The organism is Streptomyces sp. NPDC051913 (genome assembly GCF_044593635.1).
Lineage (GTDB): Bacteria > Actinomycetota > Actinomycetes > Streptomycetales > Streptomycetaceae > Streptomyces.
Genome location: NZ_JBIUCI010000019.1, coordinates 114,089 through 136,918, shown reverse-complemented (window position 1 = coordinate 136,918; position 22,830 = coordinate 114,089). Strand labels below are relative to the sequence as shown.

At 69.0% G+C, this 22,830-nt stretch carries 13 protein-coding genes; 3 read left to right on the top strand and 10 right to left on the bottom strand.

From position 1 onward, the window contains the following. Nucleotides 1-4 precede the first annotated feature (4 nt). The gene (locus ACIHIX_RS39460; RefSeq protein WP_399965079.1) at nucleotides 5-6,940 is read right to left on the bottom strand and encodes an RHS repeat-associated core domain-containing protein; all 6,936 of its coding nucleotides are present in this window, start codon (nucleotides 6,938-6,940) and stop codon (nucleotides 5-7) included. Nucleotides 6,941-7,463: 523 nt separating this feature from the next. Next, nucleotides 7,464-8,606 (bottom strand): hypothetical protein, encoded by a 1,143-nt coding sequence (locus ACIHIX_RS39455; RefSeq protein ID WP_399965077.1) that lies wholly within the window; start codon nucleotides 8,604-8,606, stop codon nucleotides 7,464-7,466. 63 nt (nucleotides 8,607-8,669) lie between these two features. On the opposite strand from ACIHIX_RS39455, the gene ACIHIX_RS39450 reads away from it, so the two are divergent. The 3 genes from ACIHIX_RS39450 (at nucleotide 8,670) to ACIHIX_RS39440 (ending at nucleotide 11,729) form a co-directional block, all read left to right on the top strand. Then, nucleotides 8,670-8,933, top strand: a complete 264-nt coding sequence (locus ACIHIX_RS39450; protein ID WP_399965075.1) for a helix-turn-helix transcriptional regulator — start codon at nucleotides 8,670-8,672, stop codon at nucleotides 8,931-8,933. A 160-nt stretch (nucleotides 8,934-9,093) separates the two neighbouring features. Next, entirely contained in the window at nucleotides 9,094-9,975 is an 882-nt protein-coding gene (locus tag ACIHIX_RS39445) for a DUF6083 domain-containing protein (RefSeq protein WP_399965074.1), read from the top strand. A 266-nt stretch (nucleotides 9,976-10,241) separates the two neighbouring features. Further along, a complete protein-coding gene (locus tag ACIHIX_RS39440; RefSeq protein WP_399965072.1) occupies nucleotides 10,242-11,729 on the top strand; it encodes a UvrD-helicase domain-containing protein in 1,488 nt (495 codons plus the stop codon). Between the two features lie 95 nt (nucleotides 11,730-11,824). Here ACIHIX_RS39440 and ACIHIX_RS39435 read toward each other — a convergent pair whose 3' ends face one another. From ACIHIX_RS39435 to cas3, 8 genes are all read right to left on the bottom strand, one after another. Continuing rightward, on the bottom strand, nucleotides 11,825-12,661 hold the full coding sequence (locus ACIHIX_RS39435; protein WP_399965070.1) for an AAA family ATPase: 837 nt from the start codon (nucleotides 12,659-12,661) through the stop codon (nucleotides 11,825-11,827). Continuing rightward, nucleotides 12,658-14,238 (bottom strand): transposase family protein, encoded by a 1,581-nt coding sequence (locus ACIHIX_RS39430; RefSeq protein ID WP_399965068.1) that lies wholly within the window; start codon nucleotides 14,236-14,238, stop codon nucleotides 12,658-12,660. Before ACIHIX_RS39430 ends, ACIHIX_RS39435 begins: the two co-directional genes overlap by 4 nt. Nucleotides 14,239-14,280: 42 nt before the next feature. Beyond that, nucleotides 14,281-14,985, bottom strand: coding sequence for a type I-E CRISPR-associated protein Cas6/Cse3/CasE (cas6e, locus tag ACIHIX_RS39425; protein ID WP_399965066.1), 705 nt, complete (start codon nucleotides 14,983-14,985; stop codon nucleotides 14,281-14,283). After that, nucleotides 14,982-15,776, bottom strand: coding sequence for a type I-E CRISPR-associated protein Cas5/CasD (gene cas5e / locus ACIHIX_RS39420; protein ID WP_399965064.1), 795 nt, complete (start codon nucleotides 15,774-15,776; stop codon nucleotides 14,982-14,984). The genes cas6e and cas5e overlap by 4 nt, the downstream gene beginning before the upstream one ends. Then, nucleotides 15,773-16,972, bottom strand: a complete 1,200-nt coding sequence (cas7e, locus tag ACIHIX_RS39415) for a type I-E CRISPR-associated protein Cas7/Cse4/CasC (protein WP_399965062.1) — start codon at nucleotides 16,970-16,972, stop codon at nucleotides 15,773-15,775. Before cas7e ends, cas5e begins: the two co-directional genes overlap by 4 nt. Before the next feature lies 1 nt (nucleotide 16,973). Beyond that, entirely contained in the window at nucleotides 16,974-17,663 is a 690-nt protein-coding gene (locus ACIHIX_RS39410; RefSeq protein ID WP_399965060.1) for a type I-E CRISPR-associated protein Cse2/CasB, read from the bottom strand. 56 nt (nucleotides 17,664-17,719) lie between these two features. After that, nucleotides 17,720-19,264, bottom strand: a complete 1,545-nt coding sequence (gene casA / locus ACIHIX_RS39405; protein ID WP_399965058.1) for a type I-E CRISPR-associated protein Cse1/CasA — start codon at nucleotides 19,262-19,264, stop codon at nucleotides 17,720-17,722. Nucleotides 19,265-19,647: 383 nt separating this feature from the next. Further along, a complete protein-coding gene (cas3, locus tag ACIHIX_RS39400; protein ID WP_399965056.1) occupies nucleotides 19,648-22,521 on the bottom strand; it encodes a CRISPR-associated helicase Cas3' in 2,874 nt (957 codons plus the stop codon). Nucleotides 22,522-22,830: the final 309 nt, after the last annotated feature.

Below are 22,830 nucleotides of genomic sequence, written 5' to 3'. Positions count from 1 at the left end.
TGGACTAGGGCCTGACTCTGAAAACCTCCCAGTATTCACCCACCTTGCGCCAGCCGTACCCCTTGTCCCTGAGGTACTTGAGTTCCCGCTGGTAGGCGTTACCTCCGATGTAGAGAGGCTTGTTGGGATCGGTCACCAGACGGATCGTCTTGCCACTGGCCAGTGCATCGTCGATGAAGCGCTTGTTGCGTGTCCAGTTCCAGGCGCCGACGCCCTTGCCGCCCCTTGCGCCGTTCATGGTGCCGCGGAGGTTGAGGATGTCGTCCCCGAAGTCGACCTCCGGCCTTGCGTTCCTGTAGACCCTGATGTCGTCTGTGAGTCCCAGGATGCAGGTGGCGTTGTGGGTCAGGAGGTCCAGGCCGCCTGCAGCGACGAAGTAGGTGTGGAGGCCGTCGACGGTGAGGTTGTAGACGGCGGTCAAGCGGACCTGGTGCCGGACGGCTGTGATCTGCACCCAGGTGCCGGCGCTGGTCTGCAGCCACTGCCCAGATTCGAGGTCGCTCGCGTCGAGCCACTGGTGGAGTGCAGGTACCCAGAACGGGTGCCCGTCGGTGGCGGTGACCGTGGCGGTTTCGGATCCGGCGTCGCCGTCGGTGTCGACGGTGATGTCGACGAGTTGTTTCTCTCCGGCTCCCCTGATCAAGGTGGTGACCTTGCGGGGCCCGGTCTCCCCGGTTTCCGGGTCGGTGGCGATCACGGCATCGCCGATGGCGACGTCGCTGATCGGCTTGCGGGTGCCGTCGGCCATGAGCACCGCGGTGTCGCCGGTGAAGCTGTTCGGCTTGACGCAACTACCTGCCCTCGCCCCCGCCTTAGCGGCAAGTCCCGCTCCCAGCATGCCGCCGAGGCAGCCGGCTGCGGCGGCTTTGCCGACCTGACCCCAGTTGACCTTGCGGCCGGACAGGCGCTGGGAGAGCCAGTCCAGGCCACCGTCCACGAGGCCGCCCACGATGCATCCGGCGACCATGGGGTTGTCGCCCGTGGGGTCGGTAAAGGTGGTGGGCGAGGACAGGGCGTACTGGTAGAGGTTGGTGCCGCCGGCCTGACCTATGGGGTCCTGTGAGATGAAGCGGCCGGTCTCGGGGTCGTAGTAGCGGTCGCGGTAATAGAGCAGCCCGGTGCCATCGTCCTCGCGGCCGGTGAAGGTGTACGGGTTGGACGATGTTGCGCCGGAGCCGGTGGGCGCTCCGTTGGGGTCGTAGGCGTACGTGGTGGCGATCGAGCCGTCGGTGTCGGCCAGGCCGACCACGGTGCCGAGTGCATCGGTCAGGTAAATCTGGGTTTTGTCGCTCTCGCTGCGGGTGAGGAACTCGTCCAGTCCCGACATGGCCGTGGTGGCAGTGGTATCTCCTGAACTGGTCTGTTCCGCCAGCGGGTTGGAGCCGTCGGTGAGGTATCGGCTGGTCACGCCGCCAATGGCCTTGGAGATCCGGGCGCCGAGCGGGTCGTATCCGAACGATGAGGTGGCCCCACTGCGTGTCAGTCCGGTGAGCTCGCCGCGTGCGTTCCAGGTGTAGGTGCGGAGACCGTCGTCCGTGAGCTGGCCGTCGCTGTCGTAGTTGAAGGCCCTCCCGTCATAGGTGGTGATGCGGTTGTCCTTGCCGAACTGTGTCCCGGTTTCGGCTGCTGGCAGGGCAACTTGGGCCAGCGAGCCGGTGAGGCCGGTCTGCAGGGCGCGGGTGTCCCGTGTGTAGGTGAGGTCGCCGATTGTGTCTGAGCCTTGGGTATAGGCGATGGACATAACGATTCCGGCGTCGTCATAACCGGTCGTGCGGGTGATGCCACCAGGCAAGTGCGCGGTCTTCTCCAGGCCCGTGGCGTCCAGGCCAAATGTGACTTCCTGGCTCCCGGTCTTGACGGAGGTCAGGATGCTCGATTTGTCGTAGCCGTAGGTGGTTGTAGTGCCGGCTGCGGTCATGAGGGTGCGACGGTCGGCTGTGTCGTAGCCGTAACTGACCGTGCCCGTAGGGCCGGTGATGGTGGCGGGGCGATCGTAGGCGTCGTAGGTGAAGCTCTGGATGCCGGCTTGGCTGTCGGTTATCTGCTTGAGCAGGTCGTTGTCGTAGTAGGTGTAGGAGACGGTTGATTCGGCTTGCCCCAAGGCGTTGACCCCGTAGCTGGCGGTCTTGGGACGGCCGAGCGGGTCGTAGGTGGCTGTGGCCGACAGTCCGGACCGGCTGGTGGCCTTGTTCATGAAGCCGGCTGCGTCGTATTCGAACAGGGCTTGTGCGCCGACGGGATCAGTGGCCGATGCAAGGCGATCGGCGTCGTCATACGCCCAGCTGGTGCTGTTGCCACGCGCATCGGTCAGCGTGGTGAGGTTGCCGTTCGCGTCGTAGCCGAAGGCGGTGCTGTTGCCAAGCGGGTCGGAAACCTCGCGGACCTGGTTGAGCTTGTCGTAGGCGACCGCGGTGAGCGAGCCTGCTTCATCGGTCAGTGCGCTGATGCGTCCAGCCGCGTCGGTGAACTGGTGGGTGACACGGCCCGTGGGGTCTTTTACAGACGCCAGGTCACCGTGGGTGTAGGTGTATTCGGTGACGGCGTTCGCTGCGTCTGTGACCGTTTTGATCTGGCCGTCGGTACCGAAGGTGAAGGCGGTCGTGCGGCTTTCCGGGTCTGTTGAGGTCTGGAGATCGCCCGTTGTGCCATATGTGAGGACGGTTGTGTTTCCCAGGGCGTCGGTGATCTTGGTGGGCTGGTCGTACGGGCCGTCGAAGGATGTGGTGCCCGAGGAGCGGGCGTCGGCTGTACCGGCCAGTTCCAGGGCGGAAGTCAGGTGCCCGATCGTGTCGTATGCCAGCTCTGTGCGCCGTCCGTGCGGGTCGACGACGGCAGCGATTCGGTGATTCGTGCCGCGTTCGTAGCTGGTCTTGCGTTCCAGCGATGTGCCGTACGCAGTGGTGTCGGAGACGCCGTAGCCGGCGTCGTCGAACTCCGTTCTGCGCACTGAGCCGCCTGGTTGGACGACCTGTGTTGCGGTGATCTGGCCGGTGCCGGTGTGGGTGTAGTCGTAGGAGTACTCCGCGCCCTCGGTCAGGATCTGGTTCTTGACCCGGCCGTCGGCGTCGTAGGTGTTGGTCATGTAGACGATGCCGCGGGCATCCCTGGCGGTCGCGATGCGGTTTGAGGTGCCGTCGTAGGTATAGCTACTCACCTTCCCTGTCGGGTCGGTGACCGTCTCCAGGCGTCCCCTGCTGTCGTAGGCGTACGAGGTCGTGCGGCCGGTGTTGTCCCGTGCGCTGGTGACGCGGTGCTTGTCGTCGTACGTCAGAGTGATCCAGCGTCCACCCGGTGTCACGATGGTGGTGATGTCGCCTTTGGAACCGTTGGAGCGGGTGAGGCGGATCGTGTTGCCGTGGCGGTCGCGGATCTCTTTCAGCGGGCCGTACCAGGGGAAGATGTAGTCGGTGCCGTCGCGTAGGCGAAGATGCCAACCGCCCGATTCCTGTTGGATCTTGGCGCCGTTCAGGGTGGTGGGGGTGCCTTCGGGTTCGAAGACCGCGTCGCCGTAGGCGCCACCGGGTGATGTCCGGACGAAATGAACCTTCTGGCCGCCCGGGATGTACAAGTCCACCTCTGTGTAGAGGTGTCGGGAGTGCAGGTACAGGTTGTACGACAGGTCACGGCCTATGCCGAAGGCGCGGGAGCGGCTATCGCCCTGCCAGTAGGTGCGGGTGACCTCGGCCGAACCCAGCGGGTCGGAGACGCCAAGGTCGGTGCGGGAATCGGTGAGCAGTCCGGTCTGCAGGTCGACCGGGTCGCCCGACAGCCAGTCAAAAATGTCCGCGACGGCGGACAGGTCGAACGGGATCGCGTCGGAGACGCTGAGCATGGCGCCGTGGAAGGCCCATATCCGCGTCTTCTCATCAGGTACGACCTGCTTCCCGTCACGGGTGACCGTGCCGTGGCCGTAAGTGTGCCAGCCCTTGTTCCCTGGGTCGTAGGCCAGGAAGTCGATACGGGCCCCTGGTGCTTCGTGCGTGTAGTTCGGGTAGACGATCTGCGCGCCCTCGGGGAAGACGTACGTGCCGCCGGGCTGCACTGTGAAGAAGACCGGTACCACGCTGTTCTCGGGCAGCGGGAAGGGCGAACGGTCCACCGGGATGGCAGTGATGCCCAGTTCGGTGACGGTCTTGCCGTGTTCGTCGCGCACGACAGAGCCCTTGGGGAGGCGCACCTCCAGACCGGGGATCTGCGGGGTGGTCAGCGTGATGTTGGTCTTCGCGGGGGCGTCGAAGGTCACGGTGTGCTTGGTGTCCAACGGGGTCATCCAAACCGGGAACCCCAGGTCCGTGCTTTTGTCTGCCACGGGATGGATGCGGATGTCGTAGCGGCCGTATGTGCGTGTTCTGGTGTTCGCGCTCGTACCGTCCACGACGGCGGTGGTGGAGTCCGCTCTGATGCCGGCCAGGACGAAGCGGCCGTGGGCGTCGGTGCGGACGGTCTTCTTTCCGACCCGGACAGTGACCTTGGCGAGCGGCGTACCGTCGAGTTTCAGGACATGGCCGGTCAACGCGGTGCTGCCAGGCGGGGCGCGCAGCCGGGCCGGAGCCTGAGGGGCCGCTCCGCGACCGGTGATCCAGTCACGGCCCTTCAGGTTCGCCGCACTCGGCTGCCAGGCATCCGGGCCCTGCGGAAGTGCACCGGCCGCCTTCTTGTCCTTCTCCGCTTTTGCCTCAGCGTGCCGCTCAAGGTCATCGCACCGATCGGCCCGGACCTCGAACCAATCCGGCAGTGGGACATAGAAGTGATCCGCCATGTACTGCACTCGGCACGCGGCCTTCACCGACAGGCGCGGCACATTTGCGGTGAAGGCGTCGGCCATGGCAGTTGTCGTCGCTGGCGCGAGGTTCAGCTTGATGGTGCCAGTGGCGAGACTGCTGGGATCGATGAGGATCTTGTAGGTGCCCGATTCAGCGACATCGGTCAAAGCGATCGTGCCCGAAGCACCAGCTGAGATCCGGCGGTTGCTGATCACCGTGGCGCCGGACGGCGCCAGAATGGTGACCGGCAGGCTCTGGGTGAACGTGTTCGCTGTCAAACCCAATGAAAGATCATCACCTGCTTGCGCAGTGAAGGAGGCGAGCATGTCCTGCCCGGGCCGGGTCGCCGATGCCGTGACAGCGGCTCCGCCCAGGGGGACCAGGCCCGCATCGGACGCCTTCGACAGGGTCAGCGTCGTCTTGCCGGTTTCGATAAACCTGCCTGCGACACGGACTGTGTAGGTGCCGCTTTGCGTCAGCACCCCGCTATCCCAGTCGGTGTTGCGACCAGGTGCCGAGGTGAAGCTGGCGATATAGGTGCCGTCAGGCGCGGTCATCGACGTTGTGGCGTAGGTCGGCATGGTGGTCCCGGTGCCGGCCACACTCACGTAATCGCCGGCCTGTGCGGTGAACGTCGCGATGCCGTCCTGGCCGGGTCGTGCGAGGGCCACGGTCGTGGATGCACCAGTGGCACTGAGGACACCCGCTTGAACGTAATGAGAGACGGTGACCTGCACAGTTCCGGTGCCGCCGTTGTTGGGGTCACAGCGGAACGTGTACCGACCGCTTTGCGGCAGGGTGTCGATGTCTCTCGAGTAGGTGTCTCCGTCCGGGACCGGGACGTAGGTGGATCGCGTCCCGTCCGGGAGGTACACGTAGCAGACCAGATAACCACCCATCGCGGTGGCGTCGACTCCGATACTCAACGAATCGCCCTGGGCGGCAGTGAACGTCCATGCGCCGTCTTGGCCCATCCGGGACAACTGGGTAGTCACCGTCGGTCCGTCGAAGGCCAGTTCCCCCGTAGCTGGCTTGGACAGCAACACGGCTACGGACCCTGTGTCGCTGGACTGGGGGTCGATGACGAACTGATAGGTCCCAGACTCAGGAAGGTTGAGCACCTCCCAGTCGGCAGCCGTGGACAGGAAGGTGGTGGAGTCGAGAGTCGTTCCCTGGGGGGAAACGAGGCTGGTGGTGGCACGCGAGGAAAAGGACGCTCCCTCAAGGCCGAATCCGATTGTGTCGCCCCGCTCGGCATTGAAGAGAACCCGCGCCTTGTGCTCGGCGGTCACTACCGCGACCTGAGACGGGTCCGGATCCGTGGTCGAAGCGCGCACTGTGGTGTCGAACAGGGCCTCGGTTGCATCCTGAGTGACCGTAAAGTCTCCCGGCGCGGTCGCTGAGCCGTCCGGAGTGTCCAGCTCGACGCTGCCGGTACGGGCGGTTGGCGGGACTTCGACGGTCAGCGACGTGCTGGTGTGGTCCTTGATCGCGGCAACGATGCCGTTGAACCTCACCACGTTGTCGGTAGCCGTGGCAGCGAAGCCCGAACCGGAGAGAACAATGTGATCCCCGGGCACGCCGGCGCTGGGTGCGACCGTCAAGATCACGGGGTCGGCCGTGGCCACCGTAAACTGCTCCACCGCCTGGGCATTTGAACTTCCCACGGTCACAACCACTGTTCCGCTGGCTGCGTCTGATGGAACATTCGCGACGAGACGGGTTGCAGAGGCCGTGACGACCGTAGCCGCCCTACCTCCGAACGTGACGGTGTTGTTGGCAGCGGTGGAGGAGAAGCCGGTGCCCGAGATGGTGACTGTGGCGCCGGGCGCCGCGCGCACCGGCACAACTGACAGCACGGTGAGAGTGCTGGAGGCGTACCGGTCAATGCCAAGCCGATTGCCGGCCTCGTCGTAGCGATAACGGGCCGTCTCACCGTCGGGATCGGTGACACCGACAAGACGGCCCGCCGCATCGTAGGCGTAGACGGCGTTGTCGGTGGTGGTCTGGGTGGCCGCGGCCTCCGCCTTTGCGAGGGGGCCTTGACCCTGCGCCGGAGACGCTGCTGCGTTCGTCGATACGGCGCTCTGGGAAGGCTCTGGCTCCAGCTCTGGTGGCGAAGCCTCAGCCGTCACAGCTCCTGCAGCCAGCGCAAGAACCAGCGCACCCGCTGTCACCAGCCGATGCTTGCCAGATCTCAATGCACGACAAACTCTGGCCCGCGACCGCATGCGCCCTCCCCCGAGCACGTCACAGAGCAACTACGGCCCCATGAACCCCCACCCTCAACGCACGAGCAGTCACACCGTAGGCACCATGGGTCATGTACGCGACATTCATCTCTGCTTCTGGCCGAGACTCAGCCCCCATGGGGGCTGCCTCGAGCACTCTGAATACGCGTGCGAGCTCCTAAGCTGATCTGGGGCGTCCGCACACCCAGGCGAAGAACTGGTGCTGCCGAAGATCCTGCCCTCTGAACCAGTGCATGGCTCGAAAGCGGCGAAGTCCTGAAGCGAACGCCCGGATGACCTGGCCACGCCCCCCACACAGCGGCGCCCGCCCTCGGCGATGGTTTTCGACGACGGCATCAGCGGCACCGGCCCCGAAGCGTGCTCGGATACTGCACCGTGACTGCTCTGCTCGCCTCGAGGGCGCCAGGGGGTGCAGGGGCGGCTCCAGGGAGTCCTCTCACGGCTCTCGCTATCGGCGGTGACCGGCGCGGGGTGGAGTGGCGGGTGCAAGGGTCCATTGCAGGTCTCCTGATTCCGGGCAAGCCCGCCAGGTCGCGAGCAGCCGGGCGGCGGCCAGCTGGTCCAGGGTGGTGGGCAGGTGTGCGGACTGGGTGCCGCAGGCGCGGGCCATCTGGTCGAGTTCGGCCAGGCCAGTGCTCGTGTGCGGGTCCGTGTGCGCGGCGAGGTAGAGGCCTGCCAGTTGGGGCAGTGGAACGGTTGCGCGCGTTGCAGAGGGGGAGCTGCAACGCAGGGCCCAGTCGGCGGCTTGCCGCCGGTCAGGGCGGGCGGGGGCTTGGCCGAGGAGTGTGACATCGAGGAGTTCTGCAGTGATCTCGGCGGCGGCGTGTGCGGCGGTAAGGCGTAGCCAGTGCGCGCGTTCCAGTTCGCACCATGGGTCGGGAGTGTTGCCGAGGCGGAGGCTGCGCAGTACGCCTTGTGGCAGCCGGACCTGCATGGTGGTAGTCATGCGCAGTGCGCATTGCAGGGCCAGCAGGCGTGCAGTGGCTGAGGTGTTGTCGGGGAGCGCGGCAGCGAGGTAGCTGAGCATTTCGCAGACCCGGGTGCGTTCTCCGGGTTCTTTGGGGTGGCGTCCGGTGCGTCGCCGGGCGGTGGCTGGTGACGCGGGTGCGGCGGCAAGGACGGTGTTGGGTACGACGGCGGCCTGGGCGGTTGCTGCGGCGCAGGCGCTGCAGGCGTCGGCGAGGCGCCATAGGCGGCCGCCGCGTTCACAGGCGAGCAGGAGGCTGATGGGGCCATTGCAGCCGCGGTGGCGGGGGTGCCAGCGGCAGCCGCGTTCGTGGCACTGGCAGATGCGCAGGTGCGGTGGGCGCAGGTCGCCGCGTGCGTGTCGTGCGAGGTGGGCCAGGGCGGTTGAGCGGGCGGAAGCTGCGGTGATCTGTGTGGCGCCCGGCGGGCAGTGCTGGCATACGAGGGTGAGCCCGCGGGGGTGCGGGCGCAGTTCCACGGTCCAGGCGCGGGGTGGTGCCGGACATGCTGTGCGCAGCCTCATGGGCGTGTGGTCCTCCAGGTGGTTGGGGCTGGCACCGTCCTTGGTTGTGGGGGCGGCCGGGACACCGTAGTGCAGACCTCTGCCCTGTCGTGACGCTGCCACCTGGGAAAAGTAGGGCAGAGGTCTGCACTGACAGGGCAGGGGTCTGCACCGTCGGATGGACGGGTGACGATCTTGCCGCCCGATCCGGACCTCGACGCGCTGCGGTTGGAACTCGCGCGCCTGCGGGCCGCGCGCGGGTGGAGCTACGACGAGCTCGCTGCCCGCAGCGGCCTGGCCAGACGCACCCTCATCGAGATCGAGCAGGGCCGCACGATCGGCACTCTGAAGACCTGGCACGCCCTGGCCCACGCGCTGGCCACGCCACTGGATGAGCTGTTCAGCACGCTGTGCCGCGGGCATGACCTGCCCGGCCCCGCCCCGGACTGACGACCCGTCCGTGCGGCCGTCGCAGACCACCCGAACCGGCGAGAGCACCTCGAACGCATGAACTGCTGTTCGCGCAGGTGTCTGACCTTGTGCGGCCGGTCGGGCGATCTCTCAGCACGGCCGGCGCCAAGTCGGCGTGTTGGCTGGCAGGTTCGCCCGCATGCGCTCCTTTTCATCTCGCCCCGCCTGGCACCCGGACGGCAGGCCTCTGCCTCTGCGGTCCCTGCGTGTTGCCCCCGGCAGTGCCAGCCGGCTGCTGCGCTGCGGCCAGGGCGACCGGTGTCGCGAGTGCGGCAACCGGATCGAGTGGTACCACCTCGGCACCGATACACAGCAGCCCGTCCGCCTCCACCCTCGCGAGCTGCCGGCCGCCGGGGTACCCGAAGGATGCCGCTGGCACGTCAGTTCCGGGGCCGCCTACCCGGCCGGCGACGGCAGCAACTGGTGCCGCGTGCGGCACGCGGTCGTGTGCCCGGCCCGGGAAAGCCTGTCCACTCCTCCCGGACTGGCCGCACTGCGCCGGGCGCTGGCCGTCAACACTCGCCGCCGGATCGACACTGGCGCCTTCACCCCTCCCCCGGCCCCGGTTGACGGTGCCACGCCTGCCGCAGCGGGCCCGCGGGCCTGCCGCCCGGCCCGGCCCATCGTGCAACTGCTGTACGTCCGCTACCTCGCCGCCCGCCCGGTGGACGAGATCCAGTGCGTCGCCCAGACCCGGCGCCGCCACCGGTGCACCAGTCCCCTGTTCTCCCCCGGCGCCCCGGCCGGCACCTGGAGACTGGTACCGGCCACCGCGACCACAGGTCAGCTGGCCCTGCCCGCTGAGGTCATGGCGGTCTACGACCTCAGCACCATCCCCTACGCGGAGCAGCTGCGATGGCGCGCCCAGCGCTGCCAGCAGCACGAGGCCGTCTCTGCGGCTCCCGACCTGGCGGTGACCGAGTGGGAGCCTTTTGACCCGTTGCGCCACCACGCGTACCTCCACAACCGGCTGCCCGCCGACGTCCGGCGCCCGCGCCCTGCCGGACCGCCGCCTCCCTGAGGACGGCGACCGCAGGGTCGCTCAGCGCTGCATGGCCACGGGCCTTGCGCGCCTGGAGGGCCCCCTCGCGGGCCAGCCCACCCATCACAGTCTGGGAAGAGGTCCTGCTTGCGCGGCCCGCACCCGGGCCGGGCGGTGGCACGGCCCTGGCCTGACGGCGCCGGCGGTGCCCGTCACCCGCCGGGCCTGCCGCGATAACTACGGCCCTCTTCCCCTCGCAGTCTTCTCCTGTCCCCTGGTGTTTCTCTTCTCTCGCGGAGCCCTCATTGCATAAGCCCACCGACGAACAGGCGCACGCCTGCGACGTGTTCCAGGCAGGTCACCATCTCGTCCTGCAGGCCGGCGCCGGTACGGGGAAGACCAGCACGCTCGCTCTGCTCGCAGGCGGCACCCGTCGGCGCGGCCGCTATGTCGCCTTCAACCGAGACATCGCGCGGGATGCCGCCGCCCGTTTTCCCCGCACGGTGCTGTGCAAGACCGCACACGCCCTCGCGTTCGCCGCCGTCGGGCACCGCTACGCCCGCCGGCTCAGCAGCCCCCGCCAGCCTGCCTGGAAGACCGGCCAGGCACTCGGCATCACCCGCCCCCTGCGCATCAGTTCCCGTGAGGTCAGCCCTCGGACGCTGTCCCACACAGTGCTGCGCACCGTGACCCGCTTCTGCTACTCCGCCGACCGAACCCTGACCCACCAGCATGTGCCGCGTCTGCGCGGCCTGGACGCGGACGAGGACTACGGACAACTCGCCGACGAGGTGATGCCGTTCGCTCTCAAAGCCTGGGCCGACCTGCACCATCCCGATCACGGTGTGGTGCGTTTCGAACACGACCACTACCTGAAGATGTGGGCGCTGGAAAAGCCGGTCATCGACACCGACTTCCTTTTCCTCGACGAGGCCCAGGACACCAACCCGGTCCTGGAGAAGGTCTTCGCAGCCCAGCGCGACCATGCCCAGCTGGTGATGGTGGGGGACTCCGCCCAGGCCATCTACGGCTGGCGCGGCGCCCGCGACGTCATGACCGGGTTCGATGCCACGGCGCTCACGCTGACCCGCTCGTTCCGTTTCGGGCCTCGGATCGCGCAGGAGGCCAACCGGTGGCTCGCGCTCGCCGATGCGCCCATCCGTCTGACCGGCACCGAGTCTCTCGCCGCCCAGGTCGGCCCGCTCGCGCATCCTGCTGCTGTGCTGTGCCGGACGAATACCGGTGCCGTGGTCGAAGTGATGCGGCTGCTCGGCGCCGGCCACCGTGTCGCCCTGGCCCGCGGCGGCCGGCAGCTGGCCGCGCTGGCCGGCGCCGCCCGTGATCTCAAGGACGGCCGTAGTACCACCCATCCCGAGCTGGTGCTGTTCGCCTCCTGGGGCGAGCTGCAGGACTACGCCGCTTACGACCCCGCAGGGCGCGACCTGCAGCCTTTCGTCGACCTCGTGGACACTCATGGTCCTGATGCCATCCTCGCGGCTGTCGCCCAGCTCGCTGACGAAGCTTGTGCGGACGTCACCGTCTCCACCGCTCACTCCGCCAAGGGACGTGAATGGCCCACCGTCCAGATCGGCGGCGACTTCACGCCGCCCAACGACACTAACGAGCACGACGACCAGGGCCGCCCGGTCCGGCAGCCCGTCAGCGACACCGACGCCCGTCTCGCCTACGTCGCCGTCACCCGGGCCCGCCAGCACCTCGACCTCGGCGGCCTGTCCTGGATCGACGCTCACCTCTCGGCGCCTGACGCGGACGACCGCCCGGGGCAGCCTTGAGAGGTCGGGGCTGCCCGTCAGTTTCCGCCGGGCTTCGCTGCGGGCAAGGGCGTGTTCCGCGCAGGTAGTACACGGCGCCGTCTCGCCGGATGTGTTCAGTCGGCGAAGCGCTGGGTGGGGTCCAGGCGGCTGAGGACAGCACGTACCAGGTCGCGGCTGTAGTGCGGGTGTCCGAGGGCGGCGGGGTTGGTGGGGTTGGGGTTGGTGGGGTCTTGGCCGCCTTGCTGTTCCTGGATCAGGTAGGTGATCTTGGCCCATTGGCGGAAGTTGCCGTGGCAGGCCAGGTCGTCGATCCACAGCAGGTCCTCGGTGGGGACGCCCGCCCACAGGGGGTGGTACTGCGGGATGACGGTGAGGACTTCGCCGGGGGTGAGGGGTTTGTAGCGCTGCCAGATGAGAATGCGGGAGTCGAGCGCGGGCCGGTTCTTGATCTTCTGGTAGCAGCTTTCGGCGCCGACGAGGACGACGGCAAGGCGGGTTTCGTCGTCGTCCCACAGCTCGCGGATGAATTCGAAGGTGCGGGTGTCGAGCCATTGGGCTTCGTCGACGACGAGTACGCGGGAGGTCTCGCGCAGCGCGTCTTTGATCGCCGCTTCGCAGCGGGTGCTGCCGGCCGGTGGCTGTCCTGGCAGGTCGAGTTTCTTGTACAGGGCTTCGCGCAGGGCCTGGATTTTGGCGGAGCTGAGTTTGATGCGCAGGGTGGTGTGGGGGGCGAGTTCGTCGAGGTGGCTGTTGACGGCGAAGGTCTTGCCCAGGCCGACGCCGCCGTGGACGCACATGATGGCGCCGTTGCCGCCGTCGGCGCGCAGGGTGGTCAGGAGGTTGGCGTAGGTCTCTTCGCTGGCCTTGGTCAGGATGGCGCGGGCCCCGGGCAGGCGCAGGTAGTGGTAGTTGGGGCCGGTGGCTGGCCGTTCGTCGGGGCTGGTCGTCATGGGGTGTCCTTGGTGTCGGGCAGGGGCTGGGTCCAGCCGGTGGCGGAGGGTTTGGGCCGGTGCAGGAGGTCGGGGCGCGTGTCGCCGGTGTCCTCCTGCTCGGGGGTGCGCAGTTCGCGGAGTTCGGCGGCGGCCTGGCTTGCGGAGATCCGGTTCAGGCGCTGGGGCGGGCCGGGGGTGGAGGTGGCGGCGTAACGGGCGGTGGCGCTCTTGCGGGCGCGTCGGGCCTTGGCGGCGTAGCGGTCGGCTTCGCGTTCGCGGGCGCCTTGGAGGCGTTTGGCTTCGCGGGGGCTCAACTCGTCGCTGCGGTAGGCGCAGCCGCGGTAGGCCAGGGTGTGGGCGTCGTAGAGGTGGACCTCGTGGAAGTGGTTGGCCTCGTGGCGCAGGCGGACGAGTTCACCGGCGGCCGCGTAACCGTGCATCCAGTCCCCGACGTAGTAGGCGCCTTTCCAGCGGACGCCCTTGCTGGTGATCTTCAGGGGGTGTCCGGGGTTGCGCAGGGTGTAGGTGTGCAGGGCTTCGGGGGCGATGGTGTCCAGGGGGGTGAGGTCGTCGGCCCAGGCCTGGGCGGGGGTGCGGCGGTGCAGGCGGGCGAGGGTGTGGTCGTTGTTCCACCACTGCACCCAGTCCAGGACGAGTTGGACGAAGGTCTCGAACTCGAGGAGTTCGTGCAGCTGCCACAGAGGGTGGCCGCGTTTGTCGCGGCGGCTTGCCGGGGCGTGGCTGTAGCCGGGCAGGCCTTTGAAGAGGGTGTGCTTGACGGCGGCGTTGAGGGATTCCACCGTGCCTTTGAGGTGCGGGCTGTAGGGCGGCAGGACGATCAGTTCGGTGCCGAATTTCTTGAACGCTTCGTCGACGGCGTTGCTGAGGAAGTCGCGGCCGCGGTCGACGCGCACCTTTTGGGGGACGCCACCGAAGGACCGGTGATGCTGGCCGCACAGGATGGCGTCGCGGGCGGCGGCGAGAACGGATTCCTGGCTGGGGTGGTGGGGAGTGATGGCCAGGCCGGTGATGACGCAGGTGGCGTGGTCGACGAACCAGGTGATCCACGGTTTGCGGCGCCGTCCGTCGACGTTGACGAAGACGCTGGCTTCGACGTGGTCGGTCTCCCAGACCTCGTTGCGGTGCCCGTGTGGACGCAGCCGGTGCACGTCGTGGCGACGCCGGGCCCGCTCTCCCCCGGCCAGGGCGGCGCGCTGGCCGGGGGAGAGTTCCCGGTGCACCGCGCGATGAAAGGTCGCCAGGCTCGCGGCGGGCGGATCGCCGAGCAGGCCGTCGGCTTTGGCTTCCCGGTAGGCGGCGGTGACGTTGCCGTGCCAGCGGGCCAGGGCGTCGTGCAGGGCCGGGGTAAGGGTGAAGCGTCGGCGGCCTTTGGGGGTGTAGGTGCCGTTGTGGGCATCGGCGTTGTCCATCCAGCCGCGCACGGTGTGCCGGTGGACGTTGAAGGCGGCAGCCACGGTGCGGATGTCCTGGTGGGTCAGGCGCTGTGCATCGCGCAGGCGTATCAGTCGGCGCACGGATTCGGCGCGCAGTGAGGTGAGGTCGTAGGGGCCGTCGGGGGATGGTGTGGCAGGCACGGTGGAGGAATGTCTTTCTGCTCCGCAGGAGCGGCTGGGGGGTCAGGCCGGGGCGAGGGAGAGCAGTCCGGCGCCGTGGGACTTGGCGCGGCCGATGCCGGCGAGTACGGCGTGGCGCAGCAGGTCGGGCTCGATGATGGTGGCCTGGCCGTCGAAGCGGGTCAGCGCGTAGCGGAAGTGGGCTGTTTTCCCGTCGCTGCCGTGCTCCTTGCTGATGGGGTGGCGGGATCGGCTCATCGGGGTGAGGGCGGCGCTGTCCAGGGCGAGTCCTGCGTAGGCGGCTTTACGGTGCCACCACAGGAGGGCGGCGTCGCCGTGCAGCGGCTCGTCCGTGCGGCGGTCTGGGTTGTCGGCGGCTTTGCGGCGGACGACGGCGTTGGCGGTGATGCGGTAGCGCACGCGCCGGCCGGCGGTCAGGGCCGCCAGCATCGGGGTCAGGTCGCGGGTTTCTGTCTGACCGTAGGCGGGGGACAGGTCGGCGAGGTCGGGCGGCAGCTGGGACTGGACCAGCAAGGTGGGCGGCGCGTGGCGGGTGGCCTGGTCCAGGCGGAAGAGCAGTCCGGCCTCCTGCCGGTGGCTGTCGCCCAGGCCTGCGGGGGCCAGCGTCATGACCGTCTTGTGGAGGCTGTCCGGGCGGGCCAGGTCGCGTCGGACCTGGGGGCTGTGGACGTTGAGGCTGATACGGACCAGAGTTGCGATGCCAGTGCCAGTGCCAGTGCTGGTGCCGGGGGCGGTCGGGATGCTCATCGCGGGGTGTCCTGCTGCAGGTGGTAGGCGGTCAGGGCGTGGAGGGCGGGCGGGGCGGCGTACAAGGTGGCGGGCAGTGGTTCGGTGGTGTGCCAGATGCGGCGGGCGTGGTGGAAGCGGTGTGCCGGGGTGAAGTCGACGGGAACGTCGGCGACTTCACGGTGGGCGAGTGCGGCGGGAAGGTGCTCGGGCGGGCGGTCCCAGACGAAGTCGACCGGCACGGTGTCCTGTTCGGGGTGGGGCGGGGCGGGCAGGCTGAGCGGGACGCGGGCGCGCAGTTCCCGCACCGGGTCGGGATAGGGACCGCCGAGGACGAGGGGTTCGTCAGGGATACAGGCGCGGCGCCCCAGGTAGGGGGCGAAGGCGGGCTGCTCCAGCCGGCTGGCGATCTTTTCCAGGAGGGGGTCGGGGCCGTGGACGGCGACGATGAAGACGGCGTCGGCCAGGTAGACGCGGTGGCTGATGAGAGTGGACGCCTTCTGGCTGCGGTAGTTGCCGCTGCTGGTGCGCAGGCCTTGTTTGTGAGCGCGGCCGCCGCCGACGGTGTGGTAGTCGGTGTGGCGGTGGCCTGGCCGGTCGATGCGGACGGTGAAGCGCAGCTCGCTGTAGGGGATGGTGCCGGTGGCCGGGTCCGGGGCCAGTGCTTCCTCACGCGTACGGCCGTCGGCGGCGGCGAACATCCCGATGAGCGCGGAGCGGGTGGGGAAGTAGAGCGTGTCGCGGTAGTGGAAGGCGGCGTGTTCCCCGAACGACATGAGCGGGGCGGACAGCCGCAGCAGGAGCCCGTTCATACGACTGCCGGTGCGGGTGAGGGCAGGGCTGCGGCCTGGGTGAGGGCTTCGGTCAGGTCCTCGTAGGAGGGGTGCAGGGTGCCGAGGTCGTCGACGGGGGTCTCCTGGAAGCTGGCGTAGCCGTGGGCGATGCGGCGGCGCTCGCCCAGGAGCCGGTTGATTGCGGCGGCGTGCCGGGAGAGCGCGGCGACGGCCGGCAGGGTGTGGCCGCCGCCGGGAGCGTGGCGGACGGGCTGTTCGAAGGCGGCGGCGTAGGAGACCGGGCGGCGGTCGCGGACGGCGTAGTGGACCAGGTGGGGCAGGGTGTGGGGGGCGGTGGAGGTCTTCTTGGCCTGGGGCAGGGACTCGATGAACGTCTCGGCGAACAGGGTCAGCAGGCGCAGCGCCTGGTCGTGATCGCCTGTGTTGCGGGTGAGTTCGGTCAGGTTGACGGTGGCGTAGCGGTACAGGACACCGGTGGTGAAGAAGGCGGTCTGCAGGTGCGCGCTGCCGGCGCCGTGCGGGTCGCCCCAGTCCTCGACCGCGGTGAAGTAGTCGGGCTGGGCGTCGCTTTGGTGGACGGTGAAGGCGTGGGCGACCTGCACGGCGCCGTCCACGTGGGCGTCGGGAATCTCGGCGAGCATGCGGCCGAACAGGTTGATGGTCGCCGTGCGCCGCTTGATCAGTGCGGCAACCGTCCGGGTGGGCAGGACGGCGGGCACGGTGGGGGTCTTCTGGTTCCTGCCTTTCGGCGCGGGGCGGTCAGCCGCGGCGGCGGCTTCGGCGCGGGCCTCTTCCAGGTCGGAGCGGTGTTCCTGGCACAGCTCGACCAGCTCGGTGAGGATGCTGCGCGGCAGGTAGAGCAGGGCGGAGGTGATGCCGCCCTGGTCTTCTTCGGTCTTCAGGCCCTCCCGGCTGGCCGAGCGGGCGATTTGGGCGCCGGTGAAGGCAGCCAGTTCTTCGGGCCAGCCGTCGGCGCGCAGGGCGTCGGCCACGCGCAGGGGCAGCATGCGGGTGCGGGCGGCGTGCTCGTCGAGGTCCTCCTCCATCATCATGCGCATGGCCCGCTTCCAGGCCTGCGAGGAGACCATCGCGCGGACGGCACCGCCCAGCAGCATCGTCTTGGGATCGTCGTCCTCGCCCCGGTTGAGCAGGGAGGCGGGTATCGGTTGCAGGGCGTGCAGGTCGATGTAGCGGGCGGGCGCATAGGCGGCCATGTCAGTTCTCCTGGGGGGCGAGACGGTCGAGGGTGCGGAAGTAGGACTCGCTCCAGCGGTCGGCGGTGTGCAGCCGGTCCTCGTCCCACCAGGCGAGGTCGTCGAGGAGGACGGCGAAGTCGAGGCGGGCGGCGTCGCGGCTGGCGAGGTGGGAGGTGAGCGTCCACAGCCGGGGGTGGAGCATGGGGGTGGGCAGCCGGGTGAGGACGCGAAGGCGGTCGTCCATGCGGGACTGCTTGAATCCGTGCCGGATCACGGCAAGGGCCAGGGTGGTGCCCAGATTCGGCCGGGCCCGCCACGCACGGCCCGCCCACGGCGACGTCGGCTTTCCCCCGGCCCCCTCCCCCAGCCGGTCGCCCATCTGCTCGTCACCGGCCGTTCCAAAACCGGGGCGGGCGGGCTCCTCGATGCTGTCGGTGGGCGAGGGTGTTTCCGGTGCGTAGGGGCCGTCTTCGTGCGCGAGGTGGCGCTGGGCTGCGATCAGGCTCGCGACGGTGTAGTGGGCGCGCCGTGCGCCGAAGGAGCCGATGCGGGCGACCAGGTAGGGCTTCATCCGGGCGCATTCCTCGACGGGGCGTCCGCGGCCCGACGCAAGGGCGGCGCGGGCGCCGTTGACGGCGCACACGTCGATCACTTCGTTGACGAAGGTGTCGTAGTGGGCGCGGCGCTGCGCGGTGGTGAGGGTGGGCACGGTGTCTTCCTTGATCGGGGAAGCGGGCGTTGGGGCAGCCTCGAGGGGCGGCGGGATCAGCGGGCGCTGCGGCGGCGGGGGCGCGGCGCACCCAGCAGGGTGGAGACGGCTTGGGCGACGGCGCGGGCGGCCGGGAAGTGCCGGGCGACGACGGGGCGGGTGACTTCGCGCAGGACGGCAACGGCCTCGGTGGCGAACGCGGTCCGCGCGTCAGGTTCGGGATGGTCCAGCAGGTGCCAGAAGACGCGCTCGGCGCGCGGCCAGTAGGAGGTGCTGGTGTGTTTGGTCCACAGGGGCAGCCGTTTGGGGGCGCGAGCGGGGCGGGAGCCGCCGGAGGGCGTGGTGATGGTGCGCCAGGCGTCTTTGGAGACTTCTTCCAGCAGCGCGCCGACCGCCTCGGCTGCTGTGCGGCATTCGGCGATCCGCTCGGCCATGCCTGGGTCGTGCTCCTGCGTCCAGGGCCAGATCGGCGGGGTCAGGGCCGTGTACCAGGTGCGGTTGCGGGTCCAGCCTTCCTGGTCGAAGCCGTGCACGCGGACGCGGAGTTGGGCGCGCAGGCCGGCCGGCAGGTCGTTGAGGGTGGTGAACGCATCGGGGCGCTGGACGGCGGCGTCTTCGTCACCGGCGAGGCACAGCGCGTCGAGGTCCCGCCACAGGGCTTTGTCGGCGTCCGCCTCGCGCGGGATGCGTTCACCGGTGCCACGGGCGGTGGCCTCGTGAATCAGATACGGGTCCAGGGCAGGGAGCTTGGTGTCACGTGCGGTGGTCACGTAGGCGTCGGTGACCTGTCTGCCGTCGGCGGAAGGAATCAGTAACAGGGCGTGGTTCGAGCGGCCGGTGAGCAGCTGGCCCGGCCAGGTGACCGGGGATGGTGGTGCCAGCGGGTCGGGCAGTTCGGGCTCCTCCCACGGGCACCGGTCGGCCGCTTCGGGCCAGTGGTCTGCGGGTTTGGGCAGATGGGCCAGGAGCGTCTCGTACAGGGTGCGGCCCAGCGGGTGGAAGGAGACGCTCGAGCGCAGCGGCCCGGACTTGGCCTTGCTGAGGGAGCGGCCTGCGACGGTGCGTACGGAGCAGGTGCCGGCACCTCCGTAGTAGTGGTGGATGAGCAGATGCCACAGAGCCTGCTCGGTGGGCACGGGGTGCGGGCTGGTGTCCGTGTGCGGGCTCAGCCAGGCCAAGTTGTTGCCTTCCGGTCGGCCGAAGACAAGCTTGTTGACGCCTGCCCTGGCCGTGCACTGGGTCCTCAGCCGGGGGTCTTGCAGGAAGGGCCGCACCGGATCGAACAAGTCCCAGGTATAGCGGTCGAAGTAGGCGTGGATCGCGTCCGCGTCGAACCCGTGGGGCTGTTCCAGCAGCGCCCGGCGGCAGGCCGCCCAGGCCCCCGCGCTCATCTCAGGGTCGTCCAGTTCGGTGATCCGGGCGACGATCGCGGTCAGCACCCGGAGCAGCCCGGACGCCGCGGGCGGCAGGGGCAGGGCCAGGTCCTCGATGTCGTGGGCGTGCAGCAGCAGTTCACGCAGTCCGAGGTATTGGTGGCGTCCGTCGAGAAATAGGACGGGAATGCAGGGTTCTTTGTCTATTGGATATGACGGCGCAGGCACGGGGGAACTCCAGATGCCGGGCAGGGGAAGAGTGAGGAATCAAGCGGCTTCCTGATGCCGGAGATTCCCGCGAACCTGCCCGGCTGCGAGTGACGGCCGAGGTCTGGCCGTGCCGGAGGAGCCGGATGTGCCGACGGCGGAGCCCAAGGAGGGGTGCAGTGCTCAGCCGTGCGGCAGCGCAGGGGAAGAGGCGCAGCGACTGGTTCTGCTGTGCGCCCTGTCGTCGCATTTCCATATTAGCCACTGATCGGAGAACTATTGACCATGCGGTTCATCGTTTGATTACCGGCTGGTCCACCGGTTTTTCGTCACCCTGGAGTCCAGATCATTTACGTCGGCCGGCGCTCGCCTTCCGTGGCATGCCCCGCGCGCAGCGGTGTTGTCTAATTGGTGGCGTGGACCAGGCCGAGCACGGGGTCGACGTGCAGGCTGTGGCGGCCGAAGGCCACGCTCTGGCGGGGCAGATCGGCGGAATGCGGGAGCAGGACGAGGTCGGCAAGCAGGGCGTGCTCGCGCCAGGCCGTCGGGGCGTGGTGTTCCGGGCGCAGGTCGGCGACCCAGGCCGCGGGGACGGGCAGGGTGTGCTGGAGGATCGTGCGGATCTGCGCGAGGGCCGGTTTGCGGTCCAGGTTCAGCAGTTGGGTGCCGACCTCGTCAAGGGCCAGGCGGCCGGACGGGGTGCGGTACAGGGGCAGCAGGCGGCGGGGCATGACGCCCAGACGGGTCGCGGCGTCGCGGGCGTGGAGGCGCTCGCGGTACAGGTCGGACAGCGACAGGGTGTGCAGCGGGGTGGGGATGAGGTGCAGATCGCTGCGGTGTTCCTCGACGCGGAGCCGGGTCTGATAGGCGCGGTAGCGGTGTTCGAGGGTGGGTGAGGTGCGGGCGAGTTCTTCGGCGTCGCCGTGCACCGTTTCGACGAGGCGGTGAACGTCGTCGGGCAGCGTGATGGCCAGGGTGGAATCCGGTCGACGGGCCAGGAAGTCGGCGGTGGCATACGGCAGGAAGGGCTCTTCCAGAGTGCGCCAGGCGGCCGGCAGGAGGGTGTTGCCCTCGTGGTCGGTTGTCTGCAGGACACTCAGCAGGGGCCGCGGACGCCGGCGCACCCAGGCGGGTCTGCGGGTGCCAGCGGCTCGCAGGTGCTCGAAGCGCCAGAGGCGGCCCAGGCGTTGCAGGAGGGTGTGCAGGGCGGCGAGGTCGCTGACCATCACGTCGACGTCGATGTCGAGGCTCATGTCGAGCAGGCTGGTGGTCACCACGATCAGGCGCTCGGGGCGTTGCCCGGTGCGTCCCAGACGGCTGCGCAGACGGCGGGTGAGGTCCTCGCGCCGGTGGCCGGGCAGGCGGGCGTGCAGCAGCACCAGTGCGTCGTCCGCTCCACGAGGCCAGGGGAGGCTGTCGCGCAAGTGCTGGTACGTGCGCTGGCTGTCGGCCACGGTCGCGCACACGACGGCGGCACAGCCGCCGCTCTCGACGACGGGAGTGATCTCGGCGACGATGCGCTCGAGCCGGCTCTCGCGGGCGGGGCTGCCGTCGGGGTCGGTGTGCGTGTCGTGGCGCACGGGGTGCAGGCGGATGTCGGCGCTGCGGCGAAAGCGCTGGGCGTGCGCCACGGCCACCAGCGGGTCGATGCGGGTCACGGTGGCGTCGGCGGCCGCGGCAAACAGCCAGCCCGGATAAGGGGGCGCGAAGTCGCGCTCAGCCAGCTGCTTGCGGGAGTTTCCTGCTCCGGCGAGGTAACTGCGCACCATCTCGTTGCAGGTGCGGGCCGGGAGGGTGGCAGACAGCAGGACGACGGGGCAGCCCAGCGCGCCCAGCCAGTTCAGCAGGCGGCCCAGCAGGCGCTGCATGAACGGGGTCAGGGCGTGCACCTCGTCGACGACGATGGTCCGGCCGGACAGCGCCAGCTGGCGCAGCATGCTGAAGCGGACCGGGAGCGCGGCCATGAGGGCCTGGTCGACGGTGGCGACGGTGAACTGGGCCAGCAGCGCCCGGTCCCAGCCGCGCAGCCAGCCGTCCGGCACGGTCACCCGCTCCTCAGGCCGCTGCTCCGCCCTCGCGTCCTGGTCCTGGATCGCGTCTAGGTCTTCGGTCCAGAACTCGTCGGTGGTGGACGGTGCGTGGGCGGCCAGACGGTGGTCGCTGTAGGCGCTGTTGCGCCAGTCGGAGCTGTGCACGAGCGAGACGGGGGCGTGCTCGGGTCGGTGTGCGGCCACGTAGGCCTCGAGCACGTCGTAGGCGGCGTCCGCGGTGGCGGTCGTCGGCAGCAGCCAGGCGACGCCGGCCGTGTCACCGCCGGCGTTGAAGACGCGGGCGGCTTCCAGCGCGGCGACGGTCTTCCCACCGCCGGTGGCATCGGTGACCACCACGATGCCCGGCCCCTTGTCTCCCATCACGGTAGCCAACTGCCTGATCAGGGAGGCCTGCAGGTCGTTCGGATGTGTGACACCGCGATGGGCCTGGGCGAAGGATGTAGTGGGCAGCGAGATGCGGGCCAGACCCGAGGCGTCGAGCACGCCGGGGGCCTCCTTGACGGCCTGAGCGTAGTGCTCAACCGGGGCGAAGAGCGGGGCGCGCGCCTTGGGCAGCCAGTAGTGGCCCTGGCTCGCCAGACGGTCAGCGATCACTCCGACCCCGGTGATCAGCACAGCGGCCGGTATCGAGACCCGGTGCGGCACCGTGGTGGCCCCGGTCAGGTGCCGCAGCAGGGCGAAGTAGCGGCGTCGCAGGTCCTGCCAGAGCGGACCGCCCAGCGCGCGGTTGACGCGTTCGGTGCTGGCCGCGCCGTCGAGGTCGAGTTGCAGGAAACGGCCGTGATGGCCGCCCAGGATCTGCGCGAACCGCACCCCGGGACTGTCCGAGGTGTCGGCCCGGTATCCGACCTCGGTCAGCAGCTGAAGCACGCTGTGCATGGAGGCCCGCTCGTGTGGCATGCGCTGCCAGTTGCAGGTGTCGGCGCGCAGTGCCTCGCTGATCCGCGCCCAGGGATGCGCCTCCTGCTGCTGGAAAGCCGAAAGTTTGCCCAGGTCGTGCAGGCCTGCCATGAACATCACCAGGCAGCGGGCCTGTGCCGTGCTCATCCCGAGTCCGCGCGTGATCAGCCTTCGTTGACCACGCGTCAAAAACCGGTCCCACACCTCTCCGGCGATCGCCGCAGTGTCCAGAAGGTGAAACAGCAGTGCGTACACCGCCCGCTGACCTTGGTCGAACTTGCCCCACGGCGTCTGGTCAAGCCCGCCGGACCGGGCGTCCTCCCGCACTCCCACAACTTCCCCCGCGCTCCAACCACCGTCCACAGCCGCCCCGTTGACACCATCCTGCCGCAGTCTTCAGCAACGCTCCGCCAACGACTGCCCAGGCTGGCCCGGCCGCCCTGCTAAAAATGACCGCCGCCAAGCCAGCCTTACGTACGTCCGACCGAGGTAAAGTGAGCAAAAGCCGACCTGCTGATCTTCAAAAGACCAGGTCGCTAAGTGTCTTCCCCACACGCGTGGGGGTCTGTCCGCCGGCAGGTCGCCCTGCTCACGCATGGCCGCGTCTTCCCCACACGAGTGGGGGTCTGCTCTGCA

Bases quoted from the DNA above. Each gene is read 5' to 3' on its own strand.
- cas5e (WP_399965064.1), bottom strand. From the start codon at position 15,776: ATGAACGGGCTCCTGCTGCGGCTGTCCGCCCCGCTCATGTCGTTCGGG.
- ACIHIX_RS39445 (WP_399965074.1), top strand. From the start codon at position 9,094: ATGCGCTCCTTTTCATCTCGCCCCGCCTGGCACCCGGACGGCAGGCCT.
- cas7e (WP_399965062.1), bottom strand. From the start codon at position 16,972: ATGGCCGCCTATGCGCCCGCCCGCTACATCGACCTGCACGCCCTGCAA.
- ACIHIX_RS39435 (WP_399965070.1), bottom strand. From the start codon at position 12,661: ATGACGACCAGCCCCGACGAACGGCCAGCCACCGGCCCCAACTACCAC.
- cas6e (WP_399965066.1), bottom strand. From the start codon at position 14,985: ATGAGCATCCCGACCGCCCCCGGCACCAGCACTGGCACTGGCACTGGC.